The organism is Streptomyces sp. SCSIO ZS0520 (genome assembly GCF_025643355.1).
Lineage (GTDB): Bacteria > Actinomycetota > Actinomycetes > Streptomycetales > Streptomycetaceae > Streptomyces > Streptomyces physcomitrii.
This window is the reverse complement of sequence record NZ_CP092644.1, coordinates 2,229,942-2,256,132: the sequence shown is the minus strand read 5'-3', so window position 1 is coordinate 2,256,132 and position 26,191 is coordinate 2,229,942. Positions and strand designations below refer to the sequence as shown.

Genomic DNA, 26,191 nt, shown 5'->3' with positions numbered 1-26,191 from the left:
TGGCTGCCGCTGGCGGTCCCGCCGCTTCCGCCGCCTCAGGCGAAGCGCGGCAGTGCGGCCCGGGGCCCCCGGTCGTGGGCCGGGACGAGCAGCAGCTCCGGGTTGGCCTCCTGGAGGCGGTGCAGCAGGCCGAGGTTGGCGCGGACCCGCACGGGGTCGTGGTCGACGAGGCAGCAGGAGATCCACGGGCGCTCCGCCGGGAGGTCCACGCCCTCGCGCTTCCAGGCCTGGTCGCCGATCAGGCACAGGTCCTGCCCTGGGGTGCGCACGAAGACCAGGACGGAGCCGGGGGTGTGGCCGCCGACCGGGACGAGCACCACGCTCCCGTCGCCGAGCAGGTCGTGGCTCTCCGGGAAGCCCGCGTAGGGGCCGTCGTCGAAGTCGTAGAGCTGGTAGTCCAACTCCCCGAAGCCGCGGATCAGTTCCGTGGGCCGGCCGCCCGTACGGATGAAGTCGCGCTCGGCGGCGTTGACGTGGACGGGGACTCCGGGGAGGTCCTCCAGGCCGCTGACGTGGTCCCAGTGCGCGTGGGTGAGGACCACCGAGACGTCCCCGGCGCCGAGTCCGCCCGCGGCGAGCCGGTCGGCGAGCGCCACGTCGAGTTCGATTGCGGAGACCGCGCGCATCAGGCGCGGGACGGTCCGGGTGTGCTCCCGCAGCCGCCGCCCGAAGCCGGTGTCGACGAGCAGGGTGCGCTCCGGGTGCCGCACCACCAGGCTGTCCATCCCGAAGACCAGCTGCTCGAAGCCGCCGCCCCGGTAGGCGAAGACGGCGTTGGACCGCATCACCCCGGTCTCGGCGACGCTCACCGAGACGTCCACGCCCGGGGCGGGCGGCAGCGTGAAGTCGAAGGGCGAGCCGGGCAGGACGATCTCCCGCCGCCGGAAGGAGCCCGCGACGGCCACCGCCCCGGCGACGGCGGCCGAGACCCCGGCGGACACCCCCACCGCGGCGCGCGCCCGGGAGCGCCCGCCGCCCGCCGGTGAAGTCACCCGTCCCGTACGGGAGTTCGGCGCGAGGCGGGGGCTGACTGCGGACATGCGTCCTCCAGGGCGGTACCGGAACCGGTCTCTCCGGCCGTACGGGGGCGGCTGCCCCGGAGCACCGCCGGGGAACCACCGTACGTGAGCCGCCGACCCCGGGTCAGGACGCCAACTCCCCCTTCACCAGGCGCCGGTACCAGTAGTACGAGTCCTTCGGGGTGCGGGCCAGGCTCTCGTAGTCGACGTGCACCAGGCCGAAGCGCTGGGCGAAGCCGTGGCTCCACTCGAAGTTGTCGGTGGGGGACCAGTGCCAGTAGCCGCGGACGTCGGCGCCCTCGCGCAGGGCCGCGTGCAGGGCGCGGACATGGGCGTCCAGATAGGCGATCCGGCCGCGGTCGTGGATGCGGCCGTCCGGGCCGGGCTCCTCGGTGCCGGGCCGCTGGGAGGTGCCGTTCTCGGTCACGATCAGCGGGGGCAGCAGTTCGCCGTAGCGCTGGGTGAGGGTGAGCAGGGTCTCGTAGAGGCCGCTCGGGTCGGCGTCGCCGCCGAGGCCGGTTCTGGGCAGCCCGGAGTCGACGGTGACGAAGGGGGCGTCCTCGGGGAGCCGGTAGCCGTTCATCTCGCGGGAGCGGCCGGGCATCGGGGCGCCGACCGTGGTGGGGCTGTAGTAGTTGACCCCGTAGAAGTCCAGCGGCGCCGAGATCGCGGCGAGGTCCCGCTCGACCGGGCCCGGCATGGCCGCCGCGTAGCCCTCGGGGTAGCGGCCGGTGAGGATCGGGTCGGACCAGAGCCGGTTCCACAGCGCGTCGCTGAGTTCGGCCGCCGCGAGGTCCTCCGGCAGGGCGGAGGCCGGGCGCTGCGGGGCGTGCGGATTGGCGGTGCCGATGCGCCGGGCGCCCGCGGCGCGCAGCGCCCCGACGCCGAGACCGTGGGCGAGCAGCTGGTGGTGGGCGGTCGGCAGCGCCTCGAAGAGCAGGCTGCGGCCGGGGGCGTGCTCGCCGATCGCGTAGCCCAGCATGGTCTGCACGACCGGTTCGTTGAGCGGGATCCAGTACGCGACCCGGTCGGCGAGGCGCTCGGCGACCGCCTCGGCGTACCGGGCGAAGTGCTCGGCGGTCTCCCTCGTCAGCCAGCCGCCCGCGTCCTCCAGGGGCTGCGGCAGATCCCAGTGGTAGAGGGTGAGCGCGGGGTCGAGTCCGGCCGCGCACAGGGCGTCCACCACCCGGTCGTAGAAGTCCAGGCCCTTCGGGTTGACGGGCCCGGTGCCGTCCGGGACGACGCGGGGCCAGGCGACCGAGATCCGGTAGACGTCCACCCCCAACTCCCGTACCAGCGCGATGTCCTCGCGGTAGCGGCGGTAGAAGTCGGTGGCCACCAGGGCGGCGTCGCCGTTCGCGATGCGGCCGGGCCGGGCGCAGAAGGTGTCCCAGATGCTCGGGCCGCGGCCGTCCTCGTCCACGGCGCCCTCGGTCTGGAAGCTCGCGGCGCCCACGCCCCAGGCGAAGCCGTCGGGAAAACGGGGCATCGGATCGGTGGGGGTCACGGGTACCGCCTTCGCTCGCGGGTGCCGACCGCTCCGGCACGCGTCCCTGGGTTGCGTCCTTGGGCCGGTCTCGGTTCCTCGGACGAGGATGGCGAGCCCCTCCGATGCAGGTCAAGGGTCTGGGTCGGTCGACCTGGAGTGGGCCGGAATCCGGCCGGAAGCGTGCCGGCGGCTGGCGGAATACATCCCTCCGTTCCCCGTCGGGAGGTGGTCCGGCCGGGGCGGGGCTACTCGGGGACGCGGACCAGGGCGAGGACATGGTCGGCGGTGGTGTCCAGGACCTCCGCGGCGCCCTCCTCGTCGCCGAGGACCAGGAAGTTGAGGGTGAGGCCGTCGGTCATCACCGTCAGATAGCGGGCGAGGACCGCGATCGGCACCCGCGGCTCGAAGCCGGTGACCGCGGCCAGCTGCTCGATCACGGCGGTGTTGGAGGCGGTGTACTGCTCGTACTGGCGCCGGGCCAGCTGCTCGAACCCCGGCTGGCGCAGGGCGTACTGGGTCAGCTCGTAGGTCAGCATGTGCTCGCCGGGGTTGGCGACCACATGGTCCCAGTACGCCTGGAGGGCCCCGCGGACGGTCTCCCGCAGGCTGGGACGGGGCTCGACGGCCTCCCGCACCCGGGAGACCGAGTGCTCGGTGATCGTCTCGATCACGGCTTCCAGGAGGGCCTGCTTGGAGTCGAAGCAGTAGTGGAAGACGCTGAGCGAGACCCCGGCCTCCGCGCAGATCGAGCGGGTCGTCGTCTTGGCCACGCCGTCCCGGGTCATCGCCCGGATCGCGGCCTCGACCAGCTGTACGCGCCGCTCGGCCGAGGGCATCCTCGCCATCTCCGTACGCCTCCTCGGATACCGCCCGCCTCGTCGCGGGCGCCGCGCCAGCCTATCCGTCCGGGACGCTTGACCTGGACGGCCGGGGGCGGGCTCCCGTACGCGCGGCCCGGAGTCCCGGAACCCGGGCCTTCGGCGCCCGCCGGGCCTTGGGACCCGGCGAGGCCGGGCCCCGGATCCCTCAGAGGAAGGTCTTGCCCTCGCCCCGGTACGTCGGCGCGCTGCCGGTGAGGCGGCCCTCGTCCACCAGGTGCAGTTCGTCCACGTGCTCGCACAGCTCGCCCGCCTTGGCGTGCCGGAACCAGACCCGGTCGCCGATCCGCAGCCCGGCCGCCCCCGGTCCGCCGAGCGGGGTCTGCACCTCGCCCGCGCCCTCGGTGGCGAGCAGCCGCAGCCCGCGCGGCCAGACCGGCACCGGCAGCCGGTCGCGGCCGGGCGGCCCGGAGGCGATCCAGCCGCCGCCGAGCACCGTGGCGTGCCGGGGCGAGGGCCGCCGGACGACCGGGAGCGCGAAGTGGGCCGCGGGCAGCGGGTGGAAGCGGGTGTAGTGGTCGAAGAGGGCGGGCGCGAACAGGCCGGATCCGGCGGCCACTTCGGTCACCGCCTCCTCGGCGGAGGTCAGTTCGAGGCTGCCGGTGCCGCCGCCGTTGACGAACTCCAGCGGTGCCACCGCGCGCACCGCGGCCACCGCCGCCGCCCGCCGTTCGTGCAGTTCGGCCGCCGAGGCCCGCTGCATGGCGCGGACGCCGAGGCGGGTCACCGGGGAGCCCGGCTGGTTGTCGCCGATGCCCGCGATCTGCCCCTCGTACGCCATCAGGCCGACCAGCGTGAAGCGCGGGTGCCGGGTGACCGCGCGGGCGAGCCGGGCGACGGCCTCGGGGCTGTGCGCGGGGGAGCGGCGGCTGCCGACGTGCAGGCGCCCGGCGGCGAGCCGCAGCGAGGCGTCGAGTTCCAGGCAGACCCGGATCGGCGGGCCGCCCGGGGAGCCGAGCGCGGCGGCGGTGAACTCCAGCTGGTCGGCGGAGTCGATCATCAGGGTCACCCGGGCGGCCAGCTGCTCGTCGGCGGCGAGGGCGGCGAGCGCCTGCTCGTCCGCGGTCGGATAGCCGACCAGGACGTCCTCGATCTCGCCGGCCAGCCACAGCGCCTCGGGCAGCGTGTACGCGAGCACCCCGGCCATGCCGTCGAGGGCGAGGGCGCCGTGCAGCACGGCCCGGGAGCGCACCGACTTGCTGGCGATCCGGATCGGTTTGCCGGCCGCCCGGCGCAGCAGGTCGGCGGCGTTGGTGCGCAGCGCGGCCAGGTCGAGCGCGGCACAGGGGGCCGGCAGGCCCGCGGTCGCGGTGGTCAGTTCGCCGAAGGAGGTGCGGCGGCGCCGGGGTGCGGAGAGGTCGGCCATGGGGCTGAGGATGACCGAGAAATTGCTTCAGTTCAAGTGTCCGGGACAATTGACCTACTCAGGGTCCGGCCCCATGCTGAGTGCGTTCACGAGGCGGCCCGAGGAGGCGGCGGATGACGAGGCAGCGGCGCGAGAACGACCGGCGGGCGAAGCAGTGGCGCAACTGGGCCGGAACCGAGCAGGTCACGCCCGTCCGGGTGGCGGCCCCCGGCTCCCCGGAGGAGGTCGCCGCGGCGGTGCGCGCGGCCGCCGCCGAGGGCCTCGCGGTCAAGGCGATCGGCTCCGGGCACTCCTTCACCGGCGCGGCCCTCGCCCCCGGTGTGCAACTGCGGCCCGAGGGCCTCGCCGCACTGCACGCGGCCGACCCGAAGACCGGCCTGGTCACCGTCGGCGCGGGCATGCCGCTGCACCGGCTCAATCCGCTGCTCGCCGAGCGGGGCCTGGCCCTGGAGATCCTCGGCGACATCGACCGCCAGACCGTCGCGGGCGCCGTCTCGACCGGCACCCACGGCAGCGGCACCGGCTTCGGCAGCATCTCCACCCAGATCCGCGCCCTGGAACTGGTCCTCGCCGACGGCAGCGTGGTGACCTGTTCCGCGAAGGAGCGGCCGGAGCTCTTCGCCGCGGCCCGCCTCGGCCTCGGCGCGCTCGGCGTGCTCACCAAGGTCACCCTCCAGTGCGTACCGCTGTACGCGCTGCGCGCCGTGGACAGCAAGCAGCCGCTGGACCGCGTCCTCGACGAGGTGGACCGACTCGCCGAGGAGAACGACCACTTCGAGTTCTTCTGGTTCCCGCACACCGAGACCGCGCTCACCCGCCGCTTCACCCGGCTGCCCGCCACCACCGCGCTGCGCCCGATGAGCGCCCTCACCCGCGCCGTCGACGAGAAGATCGTCACCAACATCGGCTTCGAGGCCCTGCTGCGCCTCGGCACCTGGCTGCCCGGCCTGGTCCCCGGGATCACCCGCCTCGTCTCCCGGGGCATCGGCGACCGCGATTTCACCGACCTCGCGCCCCGCGTCTTCGCCTCGGACCGCGATGTCCGCTTCCGCGAGGGCGAGTACGCCGTACCCCGCGCCGAACTCGTCCCCGTACTACGGGAGTTGCAGCGCTGGCTGCGCACCCACGACGAGAAGGTGTCCTTCCCCTTCGAGGTGCGCTTCGTGCGCGCCGACGACATCTGGCTCTCGCCCGCCCATGAACGCGACGTCGCCTATGTGGCCTTCCACCAGTACCACCGGATGCCGCACCAGCGGTGGTTCGGCATCTGCGAGGACGTGCTCGGCGCGGTGGGCGGGCGCCCGCACTGGGGCAAGATGCACCGCCTCGGCGCCCCCGAACTCGCCGCGCGCTACCCGCGGTTCACCGATTTCCTCGCCCTGCGCGAGGAGGTCGACCCGGGCGGACTCTTCGCCAACCCCTACCTCGACCGGGTGCTCGGCCGGGTCGGCGCCGAGGCCGGGCGGACCGGCGGATGACCGCCCCCGACGCGCGGTCCCGCAGCGCCCGCCGGGCCGTCTTCACCGCCTTCGCGGTCCAGGGGCTCACCTTCGCCTCGATCATGACCCAACTGGCCCGTATCAAGGATGACTTCGACCTCAGCGACCTCGACATCCTCGGGCTGCTCGCGGCGGTCTCGGTCACCTCCGCGCTGGGCAGCCTCGCCGCCGGCTCGCTGGCCAGGCGCCGCGGCAGCGCGCTGACCCTGCGCGCCGGGCTCACCGGGGTCTCGCTCGGCGCCGTGCTCCCCGGCTTCGCCGGATCGGTGCCCGCCCTCGTGCTCACCACCTGCGTCTACGGCTTCTTCGTCGGCGCCGTCGACCCGGCGCTGAACATGCAGGGCGTCGCCGTCCAGGACCGCTACGGCCGCAGCGTGATGTCGGGCTTCCACGCGATGTGGAGCGCCGCGGCGGTGGCCGGGGCGGGCCTCGCCTCGCTGACCATCGGCCTCGGCTGGCCGCTGCCGCTCTCCCTCGGCCTGGTCTCCCTGGCGGGCCTCGCCCTCAACGCCGCCACCGGGCACCAACTCCTCACTGCGGCAGAGGGTTTGGGGCGCGATGCCGGAGCCGTCCCGACCGCCGGTACGGACCTCGCCGCCGCCACTCCGACCGCCCCCGCGCCGAACTCCCCGGCCGCGCAAGGGGATTCACCCGCCTCCGCGCCGAACTCCCCGGCTGCGCAAGGGGATTCACCCGCCTCGGCGCCGAACTCCCCGGCCCCGCAGGGGAATGCACCCGCCTCCGGAGATTCACCCGCCCCCGGGTCCCGGCTCGCCGCCCGACTGCCCTGGTGGCCCTTCCTCCTGGTCGCCGTGCCGACCTTCGCGATGTGGGTGGGAGACTCGGCCACCTCGGTGTGGAGCGGCATCTACCTCCAGGACGGCCTCGGCACCGCCGCCGAGACCGCGCCCGTCGCCTACGGTGCCTACCAGGCGGTGCTGCTCCTCGTCCGCCTGGTCGGCGACCGGCTGATCGCGCGCTTCGGCACCGCCGCCACCGTACGGATGAGCGGAGTGCTGGCAACCGCCGCGCTGGCACTGGTGGTTGCGGCGCCCTCGGTGCCGGTGGTCATCGCCGCCTTCGCGCTCCTCGGCGGCGGCCTCTCGCTGGTCTCCCCGCTCTCCTTCGTCGCGGCGGCCCGGCTCGACCCGGAGAACGGCGACCGGGCCATCGCCCGGATCAACATCGCCAACTACGTGGGATATCTGGTCGCGGCCTTCGGGGTGGCCCTGGTCTCCGACGCCTGGGGCGAGCGCACCATGTTCCTCGTCCCGCTGGTGTGCATCCTGCTGCTGCCGCTGATGGCCGCCCGCTTCGCCCCGCCCAAGGGCGACGGCTCCGCGCGGCCGGACGCCGAACTGCCCCCGCGGGCCGGGCGGTCACCGGCCGTCTGACCCGGCACCGGCCGTCTGACCCGGCACCGCGGCCGCCCGGGGAGGGGCCCGGACGGCCGCGGTGCCCTGCGAAGGCGGAGGAGAAGCGCCTGCGGTCCCTCAACTACGCGCGGAACACGCCCACTTCGTACAGCGAGTACCCGTGCCCGGTGCCCCGCTCCACCCCCTGCACCCGTACGTACCGGGCCGTGATCCGCTCGAACCGGGCGGTGTCCAGGCCGCCGTCGCCGGTCTCGGTGGACCACACGGTGCGCCAGGCGGTGCCGTCCTTCGAGACCTCGATGCGGTACTTCTTCGCGTGGGCCGCCTCCCAGTCGAAGGTGACCCGGCCGATCTCGCGGGGTGCGCGCAGGTCGAGCCGGAGCCACTCGTCGTCGCTCCAGCGGCTGGCCCAGCGGGTGCCGGTGTCCCCGTCCACCGCCTTGTCCGGGGCGTGGCTCCGCAGCGGGTTCCACTCGGTGGAGCTGGCCGAAGTGGCCGCGTGGGCCGCGTAGTCGGTGCCGGGCCGGTGCTGCTCGGTCGCCCGCCAGGTGCCGAGATAGGACTCGGCGCCGTGGAACAGCTCGTCCACCACCCCGGCGCCGCCGACCCTGCGGATGTCCTCGATCCAGTCCGGCACCAGGCCGTAGTGCGCCCCGCCGTCGGTGTTGACGTCCCAGGTGCGCTCGCCGGTGACCTGCCGGTCCAGTACCGCGCCGCCGTCGGTGCTGCGGAAGGGGTACTCGACCTTGTCCGGGGCGTCCGCGCCGCGCGGGGCGGGCCAGCCGCCGACGCCGTTCATGTCGGTGCCGTAGCCGTACCCCACGCCGTACTTCTGGCGCAGTGCCGCGGTGCGCCCGGCCTCCTTCAGGAAGCCCTCGGAGCCGTTCATGTACTGCGCGGCGAAACCGCCGAGCCGGTAGACGCGTTCGGTCCAGTCGAGGTCCATCCAGCTGTGGCTGGAGAGCACGCCCGGATACCGCTCGGCCTCCAGGATGTCCAGCGCCCGGCCCGCCGCCTTCACGCTCATATGGTCGATCTCCAGCATCATGCCGCGCCGCATCATGCCCCGCATCGCGTACTCCCCGAGCCGGGTCAGGCCCCGGGTGTTGCACTGCGCGTCGGCCTGGTACGCGGGGACCTTCACCCCCGCGGGCAGCTTGGCGGCGACCTCGGCGGGGGCGGCGGCGTTGCCGATCGGGTTGTCGTGCTGGGACCCGGTGCACTTCTCGGTCGTCCAGAAGGTGCCGGTGGACAGGAACTGCCCGATGTTGACGGCGGTCCCGGTGGCCCCGGAGTCGAAGCGGACCCCGCAGAGCGCGTTGTCGAACTTGTGGCAGAGGAACATGCTGCGCACCCCGAGGTCGTACAGCTCGTCCAACCCCCGGTCGATGTCCGCCTGCTGGCACTTCGCGACGCCGAGCACCTGCTTGCAGCCGAAGGGCTCGGAGGTCTCCACACCGAGGACCACGGCGAGCTTGCCCTGCTCGATCACCTCGCGCGCCTGCCCCGCGTCGGTGACGATCCGGAACCAGCCCTTGCCCGCGCCCCCGTACATCGCGTCGATGTGGTCCTGGAGTTCATACGTCTTCCGGGCCTGGAGGCGGATGGAGTCCATCTCGTCGCAGCCGCGGTCCTTGAAGGGGTAGACCGTGCAGATCAGCCCGTTGGTGACCAGGTCGTTGACGAGGACCCGCTGGCCGCCGCGCCAGGCGCGCTCCACCCAGGCGTAGTAGTTCTGCTGGTGGCTCAGCGAGTCATGGGCGGGCCAGTCCTTGAAGGTGGGCCAGCCGACCGGGTCGTGGTGGCCGTCCGCGCCGCCGGTGAGGTTCTCGAAGAGGGCGAGCGAGCCGTCCGGATAGTGCTCGGGGCAGTCCTTGAGCGCCTCGGCCGCGCCCTGCTCGGAGAAGGTCTGCCCGCAGATCAGCCGCCCGCCGAAGCCCTCGTTCGACATCAGGTGGTTGTGCGCGTCGACGAATCCGCGCACCTTGCCCTCGGCGTCGGTGCCCCGGAAGGGCTCGCCGGTGACATTGATCCGGGAGTCCGCGGCGGGCCGGGCGGTGGGCTCCCACCAGTCGCCGTCCGGGGCGGCCGGGGATCCGGGGGCCGCGCCGAGACTGAGGGCGGCGGCGGCCGCGAGCATCGCCACGGCGGCCCTGAATCGTCCCCGGCGGCGGGGCGTTCGCGTCATGGTCCATCTCCTCCGGTCGGTTCGGCGAAGAGAGCGGGTGCGCGCGCCGGGGCCCTGCGCCACCGACCGCCCCCTGCCGCAACTCACCCGTACGACAAGGGGAGTTGGGGCGGCGCGAACGGCGGTGCGGAGACCGCGTCCGGCACTTGAGGATCGCGGCAGCCGGAAAGCGAGTCAAGAGTCCGGGACGTTTGACCTACTAGCCGCGCGGTGGCGGGCCCCGCCGTCTCGCGCGGGCGCGCACGGCGCCCACCCGGTGGACAGGACTTGACCCCGCGGGCCGGGGGCCTGAGTATTACCTCAAGTAACTGTAACCGCGTAGTATCAGGTAAATCGAGAAGCCGTACGGCAGCGAGAACGCGGGACACACGCGAGACAGGGGGCCCGACATGGCACGCATCACCGCTCGGTCGAAGACGCGGACGCGGTCGAGGACGCAGGAGCGGTCCGGTCGGCCCGCCGTCGCCGGACGGCTGCTCGACTCGGCCGCGACCCTCTCCTACGACCCGGCCACCGAGGTCGACTGGGAGACACCGCTCGACAAGGACTTCCACGGCGCCAGCCCGGAGTGGAGCACCCTCTACGGCACCGCCTACTGGAGCGACCTCACCGACGCCCAGCGCAAGGAGCTGACCCGGCAGGAGGCCGCCTCGGTCGCCAGCACCGGCATCTGGTTCGAGATGATCCTCCAGCAGATGGTGCTCCGGGACATCTACGCCAAGGACCCCACCGACCCCAAGTTCCAGTGGGCGCTGACCGAGGTCGCCGAGGAGTGCCGCCACTCGATCATGTTCGCCCGCGGCGCCGAGAAGCTGGGCGCCCCGCCGTACCGCCCGCACCGCGTCGCCGTCGAACTCGGCCGCGCCTTCAAGACCCTGGCCTTCGGCGAGGCCGCCTACGCCGCGATCCTGGTCGCCGAGGAGGTCCTCGACGTCATGCAGCGCGACTGGATGCGCGACGAGCGGGTGGTCCCCTTCGTCCGCACCATCAACAACATCCATGTGGTCGAGGAGTCCCGCCACATGAAGTTCGCGCGCGACGAGACGCTCAAGCGCCTGGAGAACGCGGGCTGGGTGCGCCGCCAGATCAACGCCTTCGTCATCGCGATCGCCTCGTACGTCATCGTCACCAGCATGGTGAACAAGAAGGTCTACCGGAACGCCGGACTCGACCAGGAGCGCGCCCTCGCCGAGGCCCGGGCCAACCAGCACCACAAGTCGATGATGCGCTCCAGCTGCTCCGGCCTGATGGACTTCCTCGCCTCGGCCCGCCTGCTCACCAAGCCGGCCCTGAAGTTCTACAAGCGCGCGCATCTGATCTGAGGCGGACCGGTTCCGATCCGGCGCGGACCCGACCCGGTCCGGATCCGACCGACGCCCGATCTGCACCGACGCCCGATCGGCACCGACGCCCGATCTGCACCGAAGCCTGATCTGAACCGAAGCGAAGCGGACGAGCCGACGCCATGACCTACGCGATCACCCAGACCTGCTGCAGCGACGCCACCTGCGTCGCCGTCTGCCCGGTCAACTGCATCCACCCCACCCCCGAGGAACGGGCCTTCGGGAGCACGGAGATGCTCTACATCGACCCCAAGTCCTGCATCGACTGCGGGGCCTGCGCGGACGCCTGCCCGGTCGACGCCGTCTTCCCGGTGGACAGCCTCTCCGGCGCGCAGCAGGAGTACGCGGAGATCAACGCCGCCTACTTCGCGGGCACCCCGGAGCCCGAACCGGCCGCCGCCTCACCGAACTTCCACCCCTGGGGCGAGCCGGCCTTCGAGCGGAACCTGCCCGCCGACTTCGGCCCGCTGCGGGTCGCCGTCGTCGGCACCGGACCGGCGGGCATGTACGCCGCCGAGGACCTGCTGCTGCACACCGATGCCGAGGTCACCCTGATCGACCGGCTCCCGGTGGCGGGCGGCCTGATCCGCTACGGAGTGGCCCCCGACCACCCCGCCACCAAGAAGGTCGGCGAGACCTTCGCGCGCTTCTACTCCCACCCCCGGGTACGGATGCACCTCGGCCTGGAGGTCGGCGGGGACCTCACCGCCGAGGAACTCGCCGCCCACCACGACGCCGTCGTCTACGCGGTCGGCGCCTCCACCGACCGCAGGCTCGGCCTCCCCGGCGAGGACCGGCGCGGCAGCATCTCCGCCACCACCTTCGTGGCCTGGTACAACGCCCACCCGGAGGTCGCGCCGGAGGCCGTCGACCTCTCCGCCTCCCGGGTCACCGTCATCGGCAACGGCAATGTCGCCCTCGATGTCGCACGGATCCTGGTCGCCGACCCCGAGTCCCTCGCGGGCACCGACATCGCCGACCACGCCCTCGCCGCCCTGCGCGCCAGCAAGGTGCGCGAGGTCGTGGTGCTCGGCCGCCGGGGCCCCGAGGAGGCCGCCTACACCCGCTCCGAACTCCTCGCCCTCAAGCACCTGCCCGGCGTCGGCCTGCTGATCGACGACCACGACCCGCGCATCGGCGCCGCCGTCGACGCGGCCGGACAGGGGGACAAGGCCGCGGTCCTGCGGGGCATCCCGCGCGCCGCCGTGGACTGGTCGGCGCCGCCACCCGCGGGTGACCGCCGCATCGTCTTCCGCTTCCACTCCTCACCCGTGGCGATCGAGGGCGGGGAGGAGGTGGCCGCGCTGCGCGTCACCGGCGCGGACGGGGAGACCGAGATCCCCACCGGCCTGCTGCTGCGCGCCATCGGCTACCGCGGAGTGGGCGTCGCCGGGCTCCCCTTCGACGAGGCCACCGGCACCGTCCCGCACGAGAACGGCCGGGTCGCCGGCCGCCCCGGCACCTACGTCGTGGGCTGGATCAAGCGCGGCCCCTCCGGCGGCATCGGCGCCAACCGCACCTGCGCCGCCGAGACCGTCGGCACCCTCCTCGCCGACGCGGTGGACGGCGCCCTCCCCGCCCCCGCCCACGACTCCAGGTCCTTCGCCCGCCTCGCCCGCCGCCGCAACCGCCACCTGGTCGACGCCCGCGGCCTCGCCGCCATCCACCGCGCCGAACACACCACCGGCCTGCGCACCGGCCGCCCCCGCGTCAAACTCGCCACGGTCCCGGAACTGGTGGCCACGGCACGGAGCCCGCGGAGGTGGCTGCCGGGGTGAGGAAGCGGGCGGTCGCCACCGCCCCGCGCACACCACCGAACCGCCCCCCGCGCACACCACCGAATCGACGGGCAGCCCTCTCCGGCTGCCCGTCGCCCGTTCCGCGCTGCCCAGGACTCCGTCGTCTAAGACTCCATCGCCCAGGACTCCATCGCCCAGGACTCCATCGCCCAGGACTCCATCGCCCAGGACTCCGTCGTCTAGGACTCCGTCCCGGCGTCGGCCGCGACCCCCCAAGCGCCCTCGATCATCCGGAAGACCTCGTCCACCGCGGCCTCCGGCTCCGGCGCCTCGCGGGCCAGTGCGTAGGCGTCGATCGTGAAGCGGGCGAGGGTGCGGCAGGCCAGCTCGGTCGCCGTGCGGGCCGGGTCCGCGATGAGGGCCGTGGCCAGGGACTCTGCGTGGCGCAGCCGCATCGACTCCTCGTATCTGCGCAGGGCGGCTGACTCGTCGATCATGCGCTGGACCGGGGCGGCTCCCTCGGCCGTGCAGTGGCGGACCAGCGCGTGGATCTCGCGGCGCAGCGCGGGGACGAGCGGCTCCCCGGGTGCCCGCTCGGTGACCGCGCGGGTGAGGGCCTGCTCGAAGTCCGCGTCCTGCTCGAAGACCAGGGCCTCTTTCGAGGCGAAGTGGGAGAAGAGCGTGGTGACGGCGATATCGGCCTCGGCGGCCACCTCGCGGATGCCCACCGCCTCGTACCCGCGCTCCAGGAAGAGCCGCAGGGCGGTGTCGGCGATCTTCTGGCGGGTCGCGGCCTTCTTGCGTTCGCGGCGTCCGGTCGGCACGGTCATGCGCTGACGCTACCAGCTAGGAAACAGTAACGGATTCAAAAGGCTAACGGTTAGTGTTACGGTGCAGCGCATGAAGAGAGTGAGCTACGCCGAGTTCGGCGGCCCCGATGTGCTGCGCCTGGTGGACGCCGAGGAGCCCCACGCGGGCCCCGGCCGGATACGTATCGCCGTGCGGGCGGCGGGCGTGAACCCCGTCGACTGGCGGCTCCGGGAGGGCCAGCGCCTCGGGGCCCATCCGGTCGCACTGCCCGCCGGGGTCGGGCAGGACGCCGCCGGGGTGGTGGACGAGGTCGGTGCGGGCGTCCAGGGGGTGGCGGTCGGCGACCCCGTCTTCGGTGAAGGGGCCGCCACCTACGCCGAATTCGCCGTGCTGACGGCCTGGGCGCGGATGCCCGAGGGCCTGAGCTTCGCGGAGGCCGCCGGGTACCCCTCGGTGGTGGAGACCGCGCTGCGCGTCCTCGGCCAGGTCGGGGTGCGGCCCGGGCAGACGCTGCTGGTCAGCGGGGCGGCCGGGGGAGTCGGATCGGCGGTGCTGCAGATCGCCCGCGAGCGCGGCATCGCGGTGATCGGCACCGCTGGGGCCGCCAACCAGGACTATCTGCGCGGCCTCGGCGCCCGGGCCACGACGTACGGCGAGGGCTGGGTGGAGCGGGTGCGGCAGTGGGGTCCGGTGGACGGGGCCCTCGACCTGGCCGGCGCGGGCGTGATCCGCGAACTCGTCGAGCTGACCGGGGACCCGCGGAAGGTGGTCTCCATCGCCGACCTCGGCGCACCGGAGCTGGGCGTACGGTTCTCCGGCGTCGCCGGGAGCATGCCGGACGCGCTCACCGAGGCCGCCGACCTCATCGCGCGGGGCAGGCTGCACATCCCGGTCGAGAGGTCCTACGCCCTCACCGAGGCCGCGGCGGCCCACCGCGACAGCCGGGCCGGGCATACGCGGGGGCGCCGGGTCATCGTCGTCTGAGGGGGGGGCGGTTCCGGTGCTGTGGGGGCAGGGTCGCTGTCAACTGCTGCTGACGGCAAACGAGTTGGAGTGGCTCCCCGGCAACTGCCTTCGATGGCAGACGAGTTGGAGCCGCCCCGCACCGCGCTGCGCGGATCTGCCTACGCCCCGTACGCCCCGCGAGCAGGCCCCGAAAAGCCCGCACCCGGTCCGTCAGGAACGCCGTTCTCGGCGCCCCGCGGACCGGGTGCGGGCGAAGCGACGCCGCGCTCCGAGAGAGAGCGCGGGTCGGGTGTGACCGAAGGCCAGGGAAGGGCCGGTCAGCCCTTCTTGGTCTCCCAGAAGATCTTGTCGATCTGGGCGATGTAGTCCAGCGCCTTCTGGCCGGTGGCCGGGTCGGTGGAGCCCTTGGCCGTGGAGAGGGCCTTCAGGGTCTCGTTGACCAGCTGGTGCAGCTCCGGGTACTTCTCGAAGTGCGGAGGCTTGAAGTAGTCGCTCCACAGCACCGAGACGTGGTGCTTGGCGAGTTCGGCGCGCTGCTCCTTGATGACCGTGGCACGCGCCTGGAAGTGCGGGTCGTCGTTGCCGGCCATCTTTTCCTGGACGGCCTTGACGGACTCCGCCTCGATGCGGGCCTGGGCCGGGTCGTACACACCGCACGGGAGGTCGCAGTGTGCGCTGACCTTGACCTTGGGGGCGAATAGGCGGGAGAGCATGGAGCTGTCCTTCCTCGTGATCGTCTTCTCAGGTGGGACATTACTCCGTGGCAGGCGGGATTTCGCGGCCACCCCCGCGGGCTTAGGACGAAAGTCGGTGACACTGGAGCCCTGGGTCCGGGAGGAGCCGACGGGGCGTACGAAGGGACCGGGAGGATTTCTGATGCCGCAGACAGCGGAAGGGCACGAGGTCCGGGCGCTGTTCGGGCTCGCCGAGGTGGAGGGCCCGTCGATGGTGCCGACCCTGTACCAGGGGGACCAGGTGCTGGTCCGCTACGGCGCACGGGTGCGCCCCGGTCAGGTGGTGATCCTGCGTCATCCGCTCCAGCAGAACCTGCTCATCGTCAAGCGGGCGGTCGGCCGTCGTGAGGGCGGCTGGTGGGTGCTCGCGGACAATCCGGGGGCCGGGGCGGACAGCACGGACTACGGGGCGGTGCCCGCAGAGTTCGTGCTCGGCCGGGTCCTCGGGCGCTACCGCCCGCGGGGGGCGCCCGGGCCTCAGCGGCCGGGGCTGGTCTCCTGGCTGCTCTCCTCGGTGCGGCCGGTGTTCGCCGACCGCTCGGCCTCCAGGCGCTTGCGGGCGCGGTAGGCGGCGACGTTGGCGCGGGTGGCGCACCGGTCGGAGCAGTAGCGGCGGGAGCGGTTGGTCGAGGTGTCCAGATAGGCGTTGCGGCAGGGGACGGCCTCGCAGATGCCGAGGCGGTCCACGCCGTGCTCGGTCAGGTGCATGGCGAGCCCCATGGCGGCGATGGCCGCGTACCCGGCGGTGGCGTTGGACGGGTGGTCGGCGAGGTGCATGTGCCACAGCGGGTTGCCCTCGTCGTCGCGGTAGTCGTGGCCGGAGATCTGCGGGCTGACCGGGAACTCCAGGAGCAGCGAGTTGAGCAGGTCGACCGCGAGGGTCTCCTCGCCGGAGTCGGCGGCCTCGAAGACGGACCGCAGCCGGGCGCGGATCGAGCGGAAGCGGGTCAGGTCGGCGTCCGTCGCGCGGCGGGCGGCGGAGGCGTTCCGGCCGAACAGGGCGCGTACCGCGTCCACCGAGGTCAGGGTGTCCGTGCCCCGGGCCGGTTCCTCGCTGTTGACGAGACGCACGGCGTAATCCGAGTAAGAGGCCAGTTCCACTTGTAGTCCTTACGAGGGCGGTCTAAGGTCGTGCCGTGAGTGGGTAATGGGTGCACTCGCAACCAGGGTATTACGCGAGGGAGGGATTTCCCGTGACGGAGACGAGCGGGGCGGCGACGGCGGCCGACTGGCGGGCCTGGCAGGAGAGCTGGGACCGGCAGCAGGAGTGGTACCTGCCGGACCGCGAGGAGCGGTTCCGGGTGATGCTGGACATGGTCGAGGCGCTGGTCGGCCCCGCGCCCCGGGTGCTCGACCTGGCCTGCGGTACGGGAAGTATCACGGACCGCCTCCTGAAGAGGTTCCCGGAAGCGGTCAGCACCGGGGTCGACCTGGACCCCGCGCTGCTCGCGATCGCCGAGGGCACCTTCGCGGGCGACGAGCGCGTCACCTTCGTGACCGCCGACCTGAAGGACCCGGAGTGGACGGCCGCGCTGCCGTACTCCTCGTACGACGCCGTGCTGACCGCGACCGCGCTGCACTGGCTGCACAGCGGGCCGCTCGCCGCGCTCTACGGGCAGCTCGCCTCTCTGGTGCGGGAGGGCGGTGTCTTCCTGAACGCCGACCACATGCCCTCCGGGGACACCCCGCGCATCAACGCCGCCGAGCGCGCGCACCGGCACGCCGCCATGGACCGGGCCAAGGACGCGGGCGCCCTGGACTGGCGCGCCTGGTGGGAGCTGGCCGCCGCGGACCCGGTGCTCGCGGAGCCCACCGCCCGGCGCTTCGCGCTCTACGGCGAGCACGCCGACGGGGACACGCCCTCGGCCGAGTGGCATGCCCGCACCCTGCGCGAGAAGGGCTTCGCGGAGGCCAGGCCCGTCTGGTGCTCGCCCTCGGACAGCCTGGTCCTCGGGCTCCGGTAAGGGCCGCTCCCGGAGTCCGGCCGGGGGAAAGCGCGAGGGGGCGGTACGCCGCACGCGTACCGCCCCCTTGGTCATCCCGGCCGATCCGGCGCCCTCAGAGCACCTTGGACAGGAAGGACTTGGTCCGCTCGTGCTGGGGCTTGGTCAGCACCTCGCGCGGGTGGCCGGACTCGACGACCACGCCCTCGTCCATGAAGACCAGGGAGTCGCCGACCTCGCGGGCGAAGCCCATCTCGTGGGTGACCACGATCATCGTCATCCCGGACTCGGCGAGGTCGCGCATCACGTCCAAAACGTCGCCGACCAGCTCCGGGTCGAGCGCGGAGGTGGGCTCGTCGAAGAGCATCAGCTTCGGCTCCATGGCGAGCGCGCGGGCGATGGCCACCCGCTGCTGCTGGCCGCCGGAGAGCTGGGAGGGGTAGCTCTTCGCCTTGTCGCCGAGGCCCACCCGCTCCAGGAGCTGCCCGGCGCGCTCCCGGGCGGTGGCCTTGGACTCGCCCTTGACCTGGACCGGCGCCTCCGTGACGTTCTCCAGGGCCGTCATGTGCGGGAAGAGGTTGAAGCGCTGGAAGACCATGCCGATGTCGCGGCGCTGGCGGGCGACCTCGGTGTCGCGCAGCTCGTAGAGCTTCTGGCCCTTCTGCCGGTAGCCGACGAGTTCGCCGTCCACGTAGAGGCGGCCCGCGTTGATCTTCTCCAGGTGGTTGATACAGCGCAGGAAGGTCGACTTCCCGGAGCCGGAGGGGCCGATGAGGCAGAAGACCTCGCCGGTGGCCACCTCCAGGTCGATGCCCTTGAGCACCTGGACGTTTCCGAAGGACTTGTGGACGCCCTCGGCCTTCACCATGGCGGTCATGCGGAGACACCTCCCGACGGGCGGTTCGAGATGGAGAGCATGTTCGCCTTGATCCGCTGGAGGACGGTCGGCGGCAGCGCACGGGAGGAACCGCGGGCGTAGTAGCGCTCCAGGTAGTACTGGCCGACGCTCAGGATCGAGGTCATGATCAGGTACCAGGCGGCGGCGAGGAAGAGGACCTCCACCGTGGCGCCGGAGGTCTGCCCGATGTCCTGGGCGTATTTCAGCAGCTCGTAGTACTGGACGGCCGCCACCAGGGAGGTCGTCTTGAGCATGTTGATGACCTCGTTGCCGGTGGGCGGCACGATCACCCGCATCGCCTGCGGGATGATCACCCGGCGCAGGGTCTTGCCGTGGCTCATGCCCAGGGCGTGCGAGGCCTCGGTCTGGCCCTCGTCCACCGAGAGCAGTCCGGCCCGGCAGATCTCCGCCATGTACGCGGCCTCGTTGAGGCCGAGGCCGAGCAGCGCCGTCAGGAACGGCGTCATGAAGTCCGACCACTCGTCCTTGTAGACCGGACCGAGGTTGATGTAGTCGAAGACGAAGCCGAGGTTGAACCAGACGAAGAGCTGGACCAGTACCGGGGTGCCGCGGAAGAACCAGATGTAGAACCAGGCGATCGAGGAGGTCACCGGGTTGCGCGAGAGGCGCATCACGGCCAGCAGCACACCGCCCGCGATACCGATCGCCATCGAGACGAAGGTCAGGATGAGCGTCTCGCGCACACCGCGCAGGATGCGGTCGTTGAAGAAGTAGTCCGGGATGGCGCCCCAGTTGATGTCGCCCTTGGCGAAGGCCCAGACCAGTGCGGCGAGCACGGCGAGGGCTATCACGGCGGAGACGTACCGGCCGTAGTGGCGGACCGGGATGGCCTTGATGGCCTCCGGATGCGCGGCGGGTGGCGGGGCGTCCTGCGGCCCCTTCTTGTCGAGGTCAGTCACGGAAATGGCCTTTCAACGGCTCGGTGACGGATTGCTTGCGAGGGTCACTTGCCGCCGTTGACGGTGGCCGCCGTGACGGCACCCGCCTGGACGCCCCACTTCTTGATGATCTTCTCGTACGTCTTGTCCTTGATCACCGCGTCCAGCGCGGCCACCAGGGCGTCCCGCAGCTCCTCGTTCCCCTTGGCGACCGCGATGCCGTACGGCGCCGCCTCCACCTGCTCGCCGACCAGCTCGAAGTCCTTGCCGCCGCCGGAGGTCTTCACCGCGTAGGCCGCGACCGGGAAGTCCGAGGAACCCGCGTCGGCGCCGCCGGAGCGCAGCCGGGTCTGGGCCTGCTGGTCGTTGTCGAAGGACTCGATGGCGATCTTCTTGCCGCCGCACTTCTTCGACTCGGCCTTGGCCAGGTCGTGCGAGACGGTGCCGCGCTGGACGACGATCTTCTTGCCGCACAGGTCGGACCAGGTCTTGATCCCCTGGGTCTTGCCCTTGTTCGTATAGATCGAGACACCGGCGGAGAAGTAGTCGACGAAGTCGACGCCCGTACCGACCTTCTTGCCGGTCTCCGAGTCGACGCCCTCCTGGCGGTCCTTGGTGTCGGTCATCGCCGACATCGCGATGTCATAGCGCTTGGAGCGCAGACCGCCGATGAGGTTGTCGAAGGTGCCGTTCTCGAATTTGAACTCCACGCCCAGCTTCTCGCCCATCGCGGCCGCGAGATCCGGGTCGAAGCCGACGGTCTTGCCGGACTCGTCCTTGAATTCCACGGGTGCGTACGCGATGTCCGAACCGACCTTGATGACGCCCTCGGAACGGATACTCGCGGGGAGCTTGCCGGCGAGCGGGGCGGAGGAGGACTCGGCGGAGTCGCCTTCCTCGGCGCCGTTCGTCTGGTCGCCGCAGCCGGCGAGCAGGAGCGCGCCTGCGACCGCGAGCGCACTGATCGCGGTGATCCGGGTCTGCGCGGACTTCGCGGTCGTGCGACGGGTGATGCCTGCGGTCATCGTGGGTCCTCCGGCGGGGTGAGGCAGTAGCCGTGCGGTCAGGCCCGCGCACGGCTCTGCGCGCGGCGACCACGTGTGATGACGGCATCCTGCCATTCGGACGGAGTCATTCAGCCGCCCAGCGATGTCAAAATCGGATAACGGGCGAGCTCGTAAGGTCGTCCGCTGCGCGCGTAGAGGCCGGACCATCTACGGAAAGCGCGCGACTCCACCGGAAGATCTCCGGCTTATCTCACGATGCGGGCGAATCGCTCTGGCCTTTCGCGCCGCCGCGGGGCGTCGCCGCGCGTATCCCGCCGGGCAGGCGGATATTCGACTATGAGTCATGTCACCGAGTCACCATTGACTCGTACAAGGAGCCCTCCGTCCGGTAAGAAGGTTCCTTACACCCCTCATCCGGGGCTCAGGGCGCGTGTGCGGCGCGCCCGTCGCGGACGGACCTGTACACCACGGCATCAGGGTCCGGCGCGGTGCCCGCCCGCTCCTCAACCAGGAGTGGTCACCCTCAACCATGCAGATTTAAGGGGTAACACCAGTGGCAGCGGAGATCGTCAATCCTCGCAGCGACAGCAGTACGGCCCAGGCAGGCGCCGCCGAGCCTCTCGATGACTTCGATCCGGCGTTCGCCCTGCACCGCGGCGGCAAGATGGCCGTCCAGGCCACCGTTCCCGTGCGCGACCGGGACGACCTGTCCCTCGCCTATACGCCCGGCGTCGCGAAGGTGTGCACCGCGATCGCCGAGAAGCCGGAACTGGTCCACGACTACACCTGGAAGTCGCAGGTCGTCGCCGTGGTCACGGACGGTACCGCGGTGCTCGGCCTCGGGGACATCGGGCCGGAGGCCTCCCTCCCCGTGATGGAGGGCAAGGCCATCCTCTTCAAGCAGTTCGGCGGTGTGGACGCGGTGCCGATCGCGCTCGACACCAAGGACACCGACGAGATCATCGACACGGTGGCCCGGCTCGCGCCCTCCTTCGGCGGGATCAACCTGGAGGACATCTCGGCGCCCCGCTGCTTCGAGATCGAGCGCAAGCTCGAAGAGCGCCTCGACATCCCGGTCTTCCACGACGACCAGCACGGCACCGCGATCGTGACCCTCGCGGCCCTGCGCAACGCGGTCCGGCTCACCGGCCGCTCGCTCGGCGATCTGCGCGCGGTCATCTCCGGTTCCGGCGCCGCCGGTGTCGCGATCGCCAAGTTCCTCCTCGAGGCGGGCATCGGCGATGTCACCGTCGCGGACAGCAAGGGCGTGGTCAGCGCCGACCGCGGCGACCTCACCCCGGTCAAGCAGGAACTCGCCGCGATCACCAACAAGGCCGGACTGAGCGGCACCCTCGCGGACGCCCTCGCCGGTGCCGACGTCTTCATCGGCGTCTCCGGCGGTACGGTCCCCGAGTCCGCGGTGGCCAGCATGGCGAAGGACTCCTTCATCTTCGCCATGGCCAACCCGAACCCGGAGGTCCACCCGGACATCGCCCACAAGTACGCGGCGGTCGTCGCCACGGGCCGTTCGGACTTCCCGAACCAGATCAACAACGTGCTCGCCTTCCCGGGCATCTTCGCCGGTGCCCTCCAGGTGCGCGCCAGCCGCATCACGGAGGCGATGAAGATCGCCGCCGCCGAGGCGCTCGCCTCCGTCGTCGGCGACGAACTCTCCGCCGACTACGTCATCCCCTCGCCCTTCGACGAGCGGGTCGCCCCCGCCGTCACCGCCGCCGTCGCGGCCGCGGCCCGGGCGGAGGGCGTGGCGCGCCGCTGACACCGGAGCCGCACTTCGGGGGGTGTGCTGTACGGGAGGGTCCTGCCGGTGGCAGGGCCCTCCCGGCGCGTTCGGGGGCAACTCGGCGGAGTACGGGGGACTTTGGGCCGGGGTGCTCCACGGTGTGGTGGGGCCGGGCGGCCGTACGGTGCCGGGTGCGTGGCCGAGAGGGTGCGGGCGCGGCGCGTGTCACACCGGGTGGGCGTTCCTTCACGGCGGCGCCGGACCTATCGTCAGGTCCATGTTCGCTGCCTACGCCGCCCGCATCGACCGTGACCAGCCGCTGAGCGGCCTCGAGTTGGGGGAGCGGCCCGCCCCCGAGTCCCGTCCCGGGTGGACCACCGTCGACGTCAGAGCGGCCTCCCTCAACCACCACGACCTGTGGACGCTGCGCGGGGTGGGGATCACCGAGGACCGGCTCCCGATGATCCTGGGCTGCGACGCCGCGGGCGTCGACGCGGACGGCAACGAGGTCGTCCTGCACTCCGTCATCGGCCAGACCGGGCACGGCGTCGGCCCCGACGAGCCGCGCTCCCTGCTGACCGAGCGCTACCAGGGCACCTTCGCCGAGCAGGTCACCGTCCCGACCTGGAACGTCCTCCCCAAGCCCAAGGGCTTCAGCTTCGCCGAGGCCACCTGCCTGCCCACCGCCTGGCTCACCGCGTACCGCATGATCTTCACCAACGCCGGGGTACGGCCGGGTGACTCGATCCTGGTCCAGGGCGCGGGCGGCGGGGTGGCCACCGCGGCGATCGCCCTCGGCAAGGCGGCGGGGCTCAAGGTCTTCGCCACCAGCCGGGACGAGTCGAAGCGCCGGCGCGCCCTCGAACTCGGCGCCGTGGAGGCCCTGGAGTCGGGCGCGCGGCTGCCGCACCGGGTGGACGCGGTCATCGAGTCGGTGGGCGCGGCGACCTGGTCGCACTCCATCAAGAGCCTGCGGCCCGGCGGCACCGTCGTCATCACCGGCGCCACCAGCGGCGACCGCCCCTCGCACGCCGAGCTCACCCGGATCTTCTTCCACGAACTCAAGGTCATCGGCTCGACCATGGGCACCAAGGAGGAGCTGGAGGACCTGCTCGCCTTCTGCGCCAACACCGGCCTGCGCCCGATCATCGAGGACACCCTGCCGCTGGACCGCACCCGCGAGGGCCTCGAACGCCTCGCCGCCGGGGACCTGTTCGGGAAGATCGTGTTCACGGTCTGAGGCTGTCCGCGGCAGGAGGCCGGCGCTGTTCGAGGGGGCCTGCGCGGTCCGGGGGAGGGGCGCGGGCGCCGCGGTCAGTGGTGCCAGGCCTTGCCGCCGGTGTTGTGGATCATGCGCTGCAGGACCTTCAGGGTGAGGAGGTACTCCTCGTCGCTGATGCCCTCGTGGATCTCGGCCCGCATCCGCTGCTGCAAGGCCGCGCAGTTCGCGAAGGTCTCGGCGCCCTCCTCGGTCAGGGCGAGTGAGGCGGCGAGGAGGGCTTCGTCCGGCTCCGCTTCCTGGGTGGTGTCCGTGGCCGGGGGAGCGGTGGCGTCCGCGTCTGCGGCCCGGGGAGTGGCGGCGCGGGCGTCCGCGGCCGGGGGAGTGGTGGTGAGCAGGCCCCGGGTGCGCAGGGTGCGCAGGTCGGCCACGAGGGGCGAGGCCCCGACGTCGAGGTAGCCCTCCAGGACCGCGACGACCTCCGCGCCGGTCAGGGGCGCCTCGCTCCTGGCCACCTGGGCGAGGATCCACCACTGCGGCTGGGTGAGGCCGTGCGCGGCGAGCCCGGTGCGGATATGGGTCACGACGGCCTTGTGCGCGGCCCAGCTCCAGTAGCCGATCGGCTGCTGGACGAGCTCCGCGTCACTGTGTGAGAACCGCATCTTCCCCTGCCTTCCGCGCCCTCTGCTGCCGGGCTGCCGCTGTGCTGATTGCTGATTGCTGTGCGCTCGACGCTAGGACCTGAACTTTGCTTGAGGTCAAGGGCGGTTGGTGGTTGGCGGTTAGTGGGCGAGCGGACGGGCGGGCGAGCGGACGGACGGGTGAGCGGGGGCGCCGGTGAGTCCCCTCCGCTTGTCAACTTCGATTGACAGGTGTTCTCTTGTCAACCATCATTGACGCCATGACCGAAGCAACGGATCTCGCCGAGCGGGCGGGCGACCGGGACCCGCGGATCGGCCTGCGTGCCGTGGCGGCGCTCCGGCGGCTCCTGGAGCAGTTGGAGGCCGTCCAGGTGCGCAGCGCGCGCAACCAGGGCTGGTCCTGGCAGGAGATCGCCGCCGAACTCGGCGTCAGCAGGCAGGCCGTGCACAAGAAGTACGGGAGGCAGTGATGTTCGAGAGGTTCACCCGGAGCGCGGAGGACGTGGTGAAGGGGGCCCTGGACCACGCCGACCGGGCCGGTTCCCGCCGGGTGGAGAGCGCGCATCTGCTGCGCGCGCTCCTGGACGGGGAGGGCAGCCGGGGCGCCTTCGTACTGGCGGCGCTGGGGGTTCCGGAGCGGCGGGCTTCGCTGGAGCGGGCCCTCGACCTGTCCCGTCGGCGGGCCGGGCTCTCGGGGGCCGACAGCCGTGCCCTCGCGGAACTGGGCATCGATGTGGAGGCCGTGGTCTCGCGCGTCGAAGACGTCCACGGGGAAGGGGCCTTGGCCGACAGCCCCAGGCCGCGTTCCCTCTTCGGCCCTCGGCGCCCCTTCGGCAAGGAGGCCAAGGACGTCCTCACACGCTCGCTGCGCATCGTCACCGCGCGCGGCGAGCGGCGGATCGGGGACGAACACCTGCTCCTCGCCCTCACCACCCAGCCGGGCGCCGTCGCCGAGGCCCTTGCCGACCACGGCGTCACCTACGCCTCCGTGGAGCGGATCCTCTACGGCGGGGGAGAGAACCGGGGGCAGGCGAAGGCGGGTTGAGGTGAGCGTCGTCGGCTGAGACGGAGGTCGGCTGAGGCGTAGGGCGAGGGGGCTGAGGTGGGCTGAGGTCTGCCTGTCGGGAGCGGTGGGTTGCGAGCTTCCTGCTCGGCCGACTGACCTGTCCGGCCGACCTGTCCGACTGACCTGTCCGGCCGACCTGCCGGGCCGAGTGGCCTTCGGTGCCGATGGCCATCGGCTCTCGCCCGCCTGCCCGGACAGGCGCCCCTCGGTCCCGACGCCCCCCAGCCCCCCGGGCCCCCTCACTCCTTCCGGCTGTACGGCGCCCGGAGCGTGGCCGCGATATGGGCCGCCGCGGTCGACAACTGCCGTCTGGTCTCCCGGAACTGTTCCTCCGTCACGCCGTGGTCGCGGGCCGCGTCGCGGATGTCGTCGCGGAAGCGGTCGAGCAGGCGGTCCAGGGCGCGGGCCGGATCCTCGCCCAACGGTTCATGGGCCCAGGCCGGTTCGTACCCGAGGCGGAAGTCGGTGTCGCTGCCCGGGGTGATGACGGGCTCGGGGACCGGCGGTGCGGTCGGCCCCTCCTTCGCTCCGGCGGCGGGGCCGGGCTCCGACGGGGCGGCAGGACCGGGGCCGGAGCTGGAGCCGGGGGCGCCGAAGCCGAACTCCTTGCCGAAGCCCTTGCCGAAGTCGCCGAATTCCCGGGCGAGTTCGGAGAGTCCCTCGCGTATGCCGGTGGGCCAGTCGCCGCGGGCGAAGTGGTCCTGCACCTGCTCCTGTACCTGCCGGGCGAGCCGCTGGACATCCCGCTGGGCCTGCGCCTGGGCCTCCTTGGCCTGGCGGCGGGCCTGCTCCGCCTCCTCGCGGGCGCGGCGGCTCTCGTCCTTGGCGCGGCGGGCCTGCTCCTTCCACTCCTGCTTGGCGCGCTTGAACTCCTCCTTGGCCTCGCGCCAGGCCTCCTTGTCGCCCCAGCTGCCGTCCAGGAAGTCCGAGGCCTCGGGGAAGCCGCCCGGCTTGGCCCTGCCGCCCTGGCCGCCGCTCTTGACCCGGGCCTCCTTGGCCGCGGCGCGCATATCGCGGCGCAGGTCACCGGCGGCGCCGCGGACGTTGTCGCGGATCTCGGCGGCGAGTTCGGCGACCGACTCCCGGATCTCCAGCTCCAGTTCGGCGAGTTCGCCGCTGCGCTCGGCCAGTTCGGCGCGGCCCGCGTCGGTGATCGCGTAGACCTTGCGGCCGCCCTCGGTGGTGTGGGTGACCAGGCCCTCGGCCTCCAGCTTGGCCAGCCGTGGGTAGACGGTGCCCGCGGAGGGGGCGTAGAGGCCCTGGAAGCGCTCCTCCAGGAGGCGGATCACCTCGTAGCCATGGCGGGGGGCCTCGTCGAGGAGCTTGAGCAGATACAGGCGCAGGCGGCCGTGGGCGAAGACGGGGGCCAT

Annotated in this window: 24 protein-coding genes; 11 read left to right on the top strand and 13 right to left on the bottom strand. The window is 72.4% G+C overall.

Features of this window, described 5'->3' with window-relative positions; all coding sequences use genetic code 11:
• Positions 1-35 precede the first annotated feature (35 nt).
• The 4 genes from MID12_RS08240 to MID12_RS08225 all read right to left on the bottom strand — a co-directional run bounded on the left by MID12_RS08240 (position 36) and on the right by MID12_RS08225 (position 4,752).
• Positions 36-1,040 carry an MBL fold metallo-hydrolase gene (locus MID12_RS08240; protein ID WP_263165710.1) on the bottom strand — a complete coding sequence of 335 codons (1,005 nt, stop codon included), beginning with the start codon at positions 1,038-1,040 and terminating at the stop codon, positions 36-38.
• Positions 1,041-1,143: 103 nt separating this feature from the next.
• Positions 1,144-2,508, bottom strand: coding sequence for a GH1 family beta-glucosidase (locus MID12_RS08235; RefSeq protein ID WP_263172976.1), 1,365 nt, complete (start codon positions 2,506-2,508; stop codon positions 1,144-1,146).
• A 245-nt stretch (positions 2,509-2,753) separates the two neighbouring features.
• On the bottom strand, positions 2,754-3,353 hold the full coding sequence (locus tag MID12_RS08230) for a TetR/AcrR family transcriptional regulator (protein ID WP_040248461.1): 600 nt from the start codon (positions 3,351-3,353) through the stop codon (positions 2,754-2,756).
• Between the two features lie 181 nt (positions 3,354-3,534).
• Positions 3,535-4,752, bottom strand: coding sequence for an amino acid deaminase/aldolase (locus tag MID12_RS08225; RefSeq protein WP_263165708.1), 1,218 nt, complete (start codon positions 4,750-4,752; stop codon positions 3,535-3,537).
• A 113-nt stretch (positions 4,753-4,865) separates the two neighbouring features.
• Between MID12_RS08225 and MID12_RS08220 the strand changes: the two genes are divergently transcribed.
• Positions 4,866-6,230 carry a D-arabinono-1,4-lactone oxidase gene (locus MID12_RS08220; protein ID WP_263165707.1) on the top strand — a complete coding sequence of 455 codons (1,365 nt, stop codon included), beginning with the start codon at positions 4,866-4,868 and terminating at the stop codon, positions 6,228-6,230.
• Positions 6,227-7,645: an MFS transporter gene (locus tag MID12_RS08215; protein ID WP_263165705.1), complete on the top strand. Its 1,419-nt coding sequence runs from the start codon at positions 6,227-6,229 to the stop codon at positions 7,643-7,645. Before MID12_RS08220 ends, MID12_RS08215 begins: the two co-directional genes overlap by 4 nt.
• 103 nt (positions 7,646-7,748) lie before the next feature.
• Here MID12_RS08215 and MID12_RS08210 read toward each other — a convergent pair whose 3' ends face one another.
• Entirely contained in the window at positions 7,749-9,767 is a 2,019-nt protein-coding gene (locus MID12_RS08210; RefSeq protein WP_263172975.1) for a discoidin domain-containing protein, read from the bottom strand.
• A 437-nt stretch (positions 9,768-10,204) separates the two neighbouring features.
• Between MID12_RS08210 and MID12_RS08205 the strand changes: the two genes are divergently transcribed.
• Both MID12_RS08205 and MID12_RS08200 read left to right on the top strand, forming a co-directional pair.
• Positions 10,205-11,137 (top strand): AurF N-oxygenase family protein, encoded by a 933-nt coding sequence (locus tag MID12_RS08205; RefSeq protein WP_040248452.1) that lies wholly within the window; start codon positions 10,205-10,207, stop codon positions 11,135-11,137.
• A gap of 143 nt (positions 11,138-11,280) precedes the next feature.
• On the top strand, positions 11,281-12,936 hold the full coding sequence (locus MID12_RS08200) for an FAD-dependent oxidoreductase (protein WP_263165702.1): 1,656 nt from the start codon (positions 11,281-11,283) through the stop codon (positions 12,934-12,936).
• A gap of 200 nt (positions 12,937-13,136) precedes the next feature.
• On the opposite strand, the gene MID12_RS08195 is transcribed toward MID12_RS08200, so the two are convergent.
• On the bottom strand, positions 13,137-13,727 hold the full coding sequence (locus tag MID12_RS08195) for a TetR/AcrR family transcriptional regulator (protein ID WP_040248446.1): 591 nt from the start codon (positions 13,725-13,727) through the stop codon (positions 13,137-13,139).
• A gap of 70 nt (positions 13,728-13,797) precedes the next feature.
• On the opposite strand from MID12_RS08195, the gene MID12_RS08190 reads away from it, so the two are divergent.
• Positions 13,798-14,691: an NADP-dependent oxidoreductase gene (locus tag MID12_RS08190; protein WP_263165699.1), complete on the top strand. Its 894-nt coding sequence runs from the start codon at positions 13,798-13,800 to the stop codon at positions 14,689-14,691.
• A gap of 299 nt (positions 14,692-14,990) precedes the next feature.
• On the opposite strand, the gene sodN is transcribed toward MID12_RS08190, so the two are convergent.
• Complete coding sequence (sodN, locus tag MID12_RS08185; RefSeq protein WP_040248442.1) at positions 14,991-15,386, bottom strand: superoxide dismutase, Ni; 396 nt, start codon at positions 15,384-15,386, stop codon at positions 14,991-14,993.
• A gap of 163 nt (positions 15,387-15,549) precedes the next feature.
• Between sodN and sodX the strand changes: the two genes are divergently transcribed.
• Entirely contained in the window at positions 15,550-15,975 is a 426-nt protein-coding gene (gene sodX / locus MID12_RS08180) for a nickel-type superoxide dismutase maturation protease (protein WP_040248440.1), read from the top strand.
• Here sodX and MID12_RS08175 read toward each other — a convergent pair.
• Complete coding sequence (locus MID12_RS08175) at positions 15,885-16,508, bottom strand: CGNR zinc finger domain-containing protein (RefSeq protein WP_040248436.1); 624 nt, start codon at positions 16,506-16,508, stop codon at positions 15,885-15,887. The genes sodX and MID12_RS08175 overlap by 91 nt on opposite strands.
• A gap of 92 nt (positions 16,509-16,600) precedes the next feature.
• Between MID12_RS08175 and MID12_RS08170 the strand changes: the two genes are divergently transcribed.
• Positions 16,601-17,371, top strand: a complete 771-nt coding sequence (locus MID12_RS08170) for a class I SAM-dependent methyltransferase (RefSeq protein ID WP_263165696.1) — start codon at positions 16,601-16,603, stop codon at positions 17,369-17,371.
• A gap of 94 nt (positions 17,372-17,465) precedes the next feature.
• Here MID12_RS08170 and MID12_RS08165 read toward each other — a convergent pair whose 3' ends face one another.
• Genes MID12_RS08165 through MID12_RS08155 form a run of 3 tightly spaced genes read right to left on the bottom strand, consistent with a single transcriptional unit; the run spans position 17,466 to position 20,172 of the window.
• Positions 17,466-18,227, bottom strand: a complete 762-nt coding sequence (locus tag MID12_RS08165; RefSeq protein WP_040248433.1) for an amino acid ABC transporter ATP-binding protein — start codon at positions 18,225-18,227, stop codon at positions 17,466-17,468.
• A complete protein-coding gene (locus MID12_RS08160) occupies positions 18,224-19,168 on the bottom strand; it encodes an amino acid ABC transporter permease (protein WP_040248431.1) in 945 nt (314 codons plus the stop codon). The genes MID12_RS08165 and MID12_RS08160 overlap by 4 nt, the downstream gene beginning before the upstream one ends.
• Before the next feature lie 44 nt (positions 19,169-19,212).
• Entirely contained in the window at positions 19,213-20,172 is a 960-nt protein-coding gene (locus MID12_RS08155) for an ABC transporter substrate-binding protein (protein ID WP_040248429.1), read from the bottom strand.
• Between the two features lie 535 nt (positions 20,173-20,707).
• Between MID12_RS08155 and MID12_RS08150 the strand changes: the two genes are divergently transcribed.
• Together MID12_RS08150 and MID12_RS08145 are read left to right on the top strand one after the other, a co-directional pair.
• On the top strand, positions 20,708-21,931 hold the full coding sequence (locus MID12_RS08150; RefSeq protein ID WP_263165693.1) for an NADP-dependent malic enzyme: 1,224 nt from the start codon (positions 20,708-20,710) through the stop codon (positions 21,929-21,931).
• A gap of 241 nt (positions 21,932-22,172) precedes the next feature.
• Positions 22,173-23,135, top strand: coding sequence for a zinc-binding dehydrogenase (locus MID12_RS08145; RefSeq protein ID WP_263165691.1), 963 nt, complete (start codon positions 22,173-22,175; stop codon positions 23,133-23,135).
• Between the two features lie 74 nt (positions 23,136-23,209).
• Here the strand turns inward: MID12_RS08145 and MID12_RS08140 are convergent, their stop codons facing one another.
• Positions 23,210-23,776, bottom strand: coding sequence for a MarR family transcriptional regulator (locus MID12_RS08140; RefSeq protein WP_263165689.1), 567 nt, complete (start codon positions 23,774-23,776; stop codon positions 23,210-23,212).
• Between the two features lie 239 nt (positions 23,777-24,015).
• On the opposite strand from MID12_RS08140, the gene MID12_RS08135 reads away from it, so the two are divergent.
• Positions 24,016-24,225: a helix-turn-helix domain-containing protein gene (locus tag MID12_RS08135; protein ID WP_040248424.1), complete on the top strand. Its 210-nt coding sequence runs from the start codon at positions 24,016-24,018 to the stop codon at positions 24,223-24,225.
• Positions 24,225-24,800, top strand: a complete 576-nt coding sequence (locus MID12_RS08130; RefSeq protein ID WP_263165686.1) for a Clp protease N-terminal domain-containing protein — start codon at positions 24,225-24,227, stop codon at positions 24,798-24,800. Before MID12_RS08135 ends, MID12_RS08130 begins: the two co-directional genes overlap by 1 nt.
• 260 nt (positions 24,801-25,060) lie before the next feature.
• On the opposite strand, the gene MID12_RS08125 is transcribed toward MID12_RS08130, so the two are convergent.
• Positions 25,061-26,191 (bottom strand): PadR family transcriptional regulator, encoded by a 1,131-nt coding sequence (locus MID12_RS08125; protein WP_263165685.1) that lies wholly within the window; start codon positions 26,189-26,191, stop codon positions 25,061-25,063.

Excerpts from the sequence above, each read along its gene's own strand:
- MID12_RS08155 (WP_040248429.1), bottom strand. The coding sequence starts at position 20,172 with ATGACCGCAGGCATCACCCGTCGCACGACCGCGAAGTCCGCGCAGACC.
- MID12_RS08225 (WP_263165708.1), bottom strand. The coding sequence starts at position 4,752 with ATGGCCGACCTCTCCGCACCCCGGCGCCGCCGCACCTCCTTCGGCGAA.
- MID12_RS08230 (WP_040248461.1), bottom strand. The coding sequence starts at position 3,353 with ATGGCGAGGATGCCCTCGGCCGAGCGGCGCGTACAGCTGGTCGAGGCC.
- MID12_RS08135 (WP_040248424.1), top strand. The coding sequence starts at position 24,016 with ATGACCGAAGCAACGGATCTCGCCGAGCGGGCGGGCGACCGGGACCCG.
- MID12_RS08145 (WP_263165691.1), top strand. The coding sequence starts at position 22,173 with ATGTTCGCTGCCTACGCCGCCCGCATCGACCGTGACCAGCCGCTGAGC.
- sodN (WP_040248442.1), bottom strand. The coding sequence starts at position 15,386 with ATGCTCTCCCGCCTATTCGCCCCCAAGGTCAAGGTCAGCGCACACTGC.
- MID12_RS08240 (WP_263165710.1), bottom strand. The coding sequence starts at position 1,040 with ATGTCCGCAGTCAGCCCCCGCCTCGCGCCGAACTCCCGTACGGGACGG.
- sodX (WP_040248440.1), top strand. The coding sequence starts at position 15,550 with ATGCCGCAGACAGCGGAAGGGCACGAGGTCCGGGCGCTGTTCGGGCTC.
- MID12_RS08215 (WP_263165705.1), top strand. The coding sequence starts at position 6,227 with ATGACCGCCCCCGACGCGCGGTCCCGCAGCGCCCGCCGGGCCGTCTTC.
- MID12_RS08140 (WP_263165689.1), bottom strand. The coding sequence starts at position 23,776 with ATGCGGTTCTCACACAGTGACGCGGAGCTCGTCCAGCAGCCGATCGGC.
- MID12_RS08220 (WP_263165707.1), top strand. The coding sequence starts at position 4,866 with ATGACGAGGCAGCGGCGCGAGAACGACCGGCGGGCGAAGCAGTGGCGC.
- MID12_RS08190 (WP_263165699.1), top strand. The coding sequence starts at position 13,798 with ATGAAGAGAGTGAGCTACGCCGAGTTCGGCGGCCCCGATGTGCTGCGC.
- MID12_RS08205 (WP_040248452.1), top strand. The coding sequence starts at position 10,205 with ATGGCACGCATCACCGCTCGGTCGAAGACGCGGACGCGGTCGAGGACG.
- MID12_RS08165 (WP_040248433.1), bottom strand. The coding sequence starts at position 18,227 with ATGACCGCCATGGTGAAGGCCGAGGGCGTCCACAAGTCCTTCGGAAAC.
- MID12_RS08125 (WP_263165685.1), bottom strand. The coding sequence starts at position 26,191 with ATGGCCCCCGTCTTCGCCCACGGCCGCCTGCGCCTGTATCTGCTCAAG.
- MID12_RS08130 (WP_263165686.1), top strand. The coding sequence starts at position 24,225 with ATGTTCGAGAGGTTCACCCGGAGCGCGGAGGACGTGGTGAAGGGGGCC.
- MID12_RS08210 (WP_263172975.1), bottom strand. The coding sequence starts at position 9,767 with ATGCTCGCGGCCGCCGCCGCCCTCAGTCTCGGCGCGGCCCCCGGATCC.
- MID12_RS08200 (WP_263165702.1), top strand. The coding sequence starts at position 11,281 with ATGACCTACGCGATCACCCAGACCTGCTGCAGCGACGCCACCTGCGTC.
- MID12_RS08195 (WP_040248446.1), bottom strand. The coding sequence starts at position 13,727 with ATGACCGTGCCGACCGGACGCCGCGAACGCAAGAAGGCCGCGACCCGC.
- MID12_RS08235 (WP_263172976.1), bottom strand. The coding sequence starts at position 2,508 with ATGCCCCGTTTTCCCGACGGCTTCGCCTGGGGCGTGGGCGCCGCGAGC.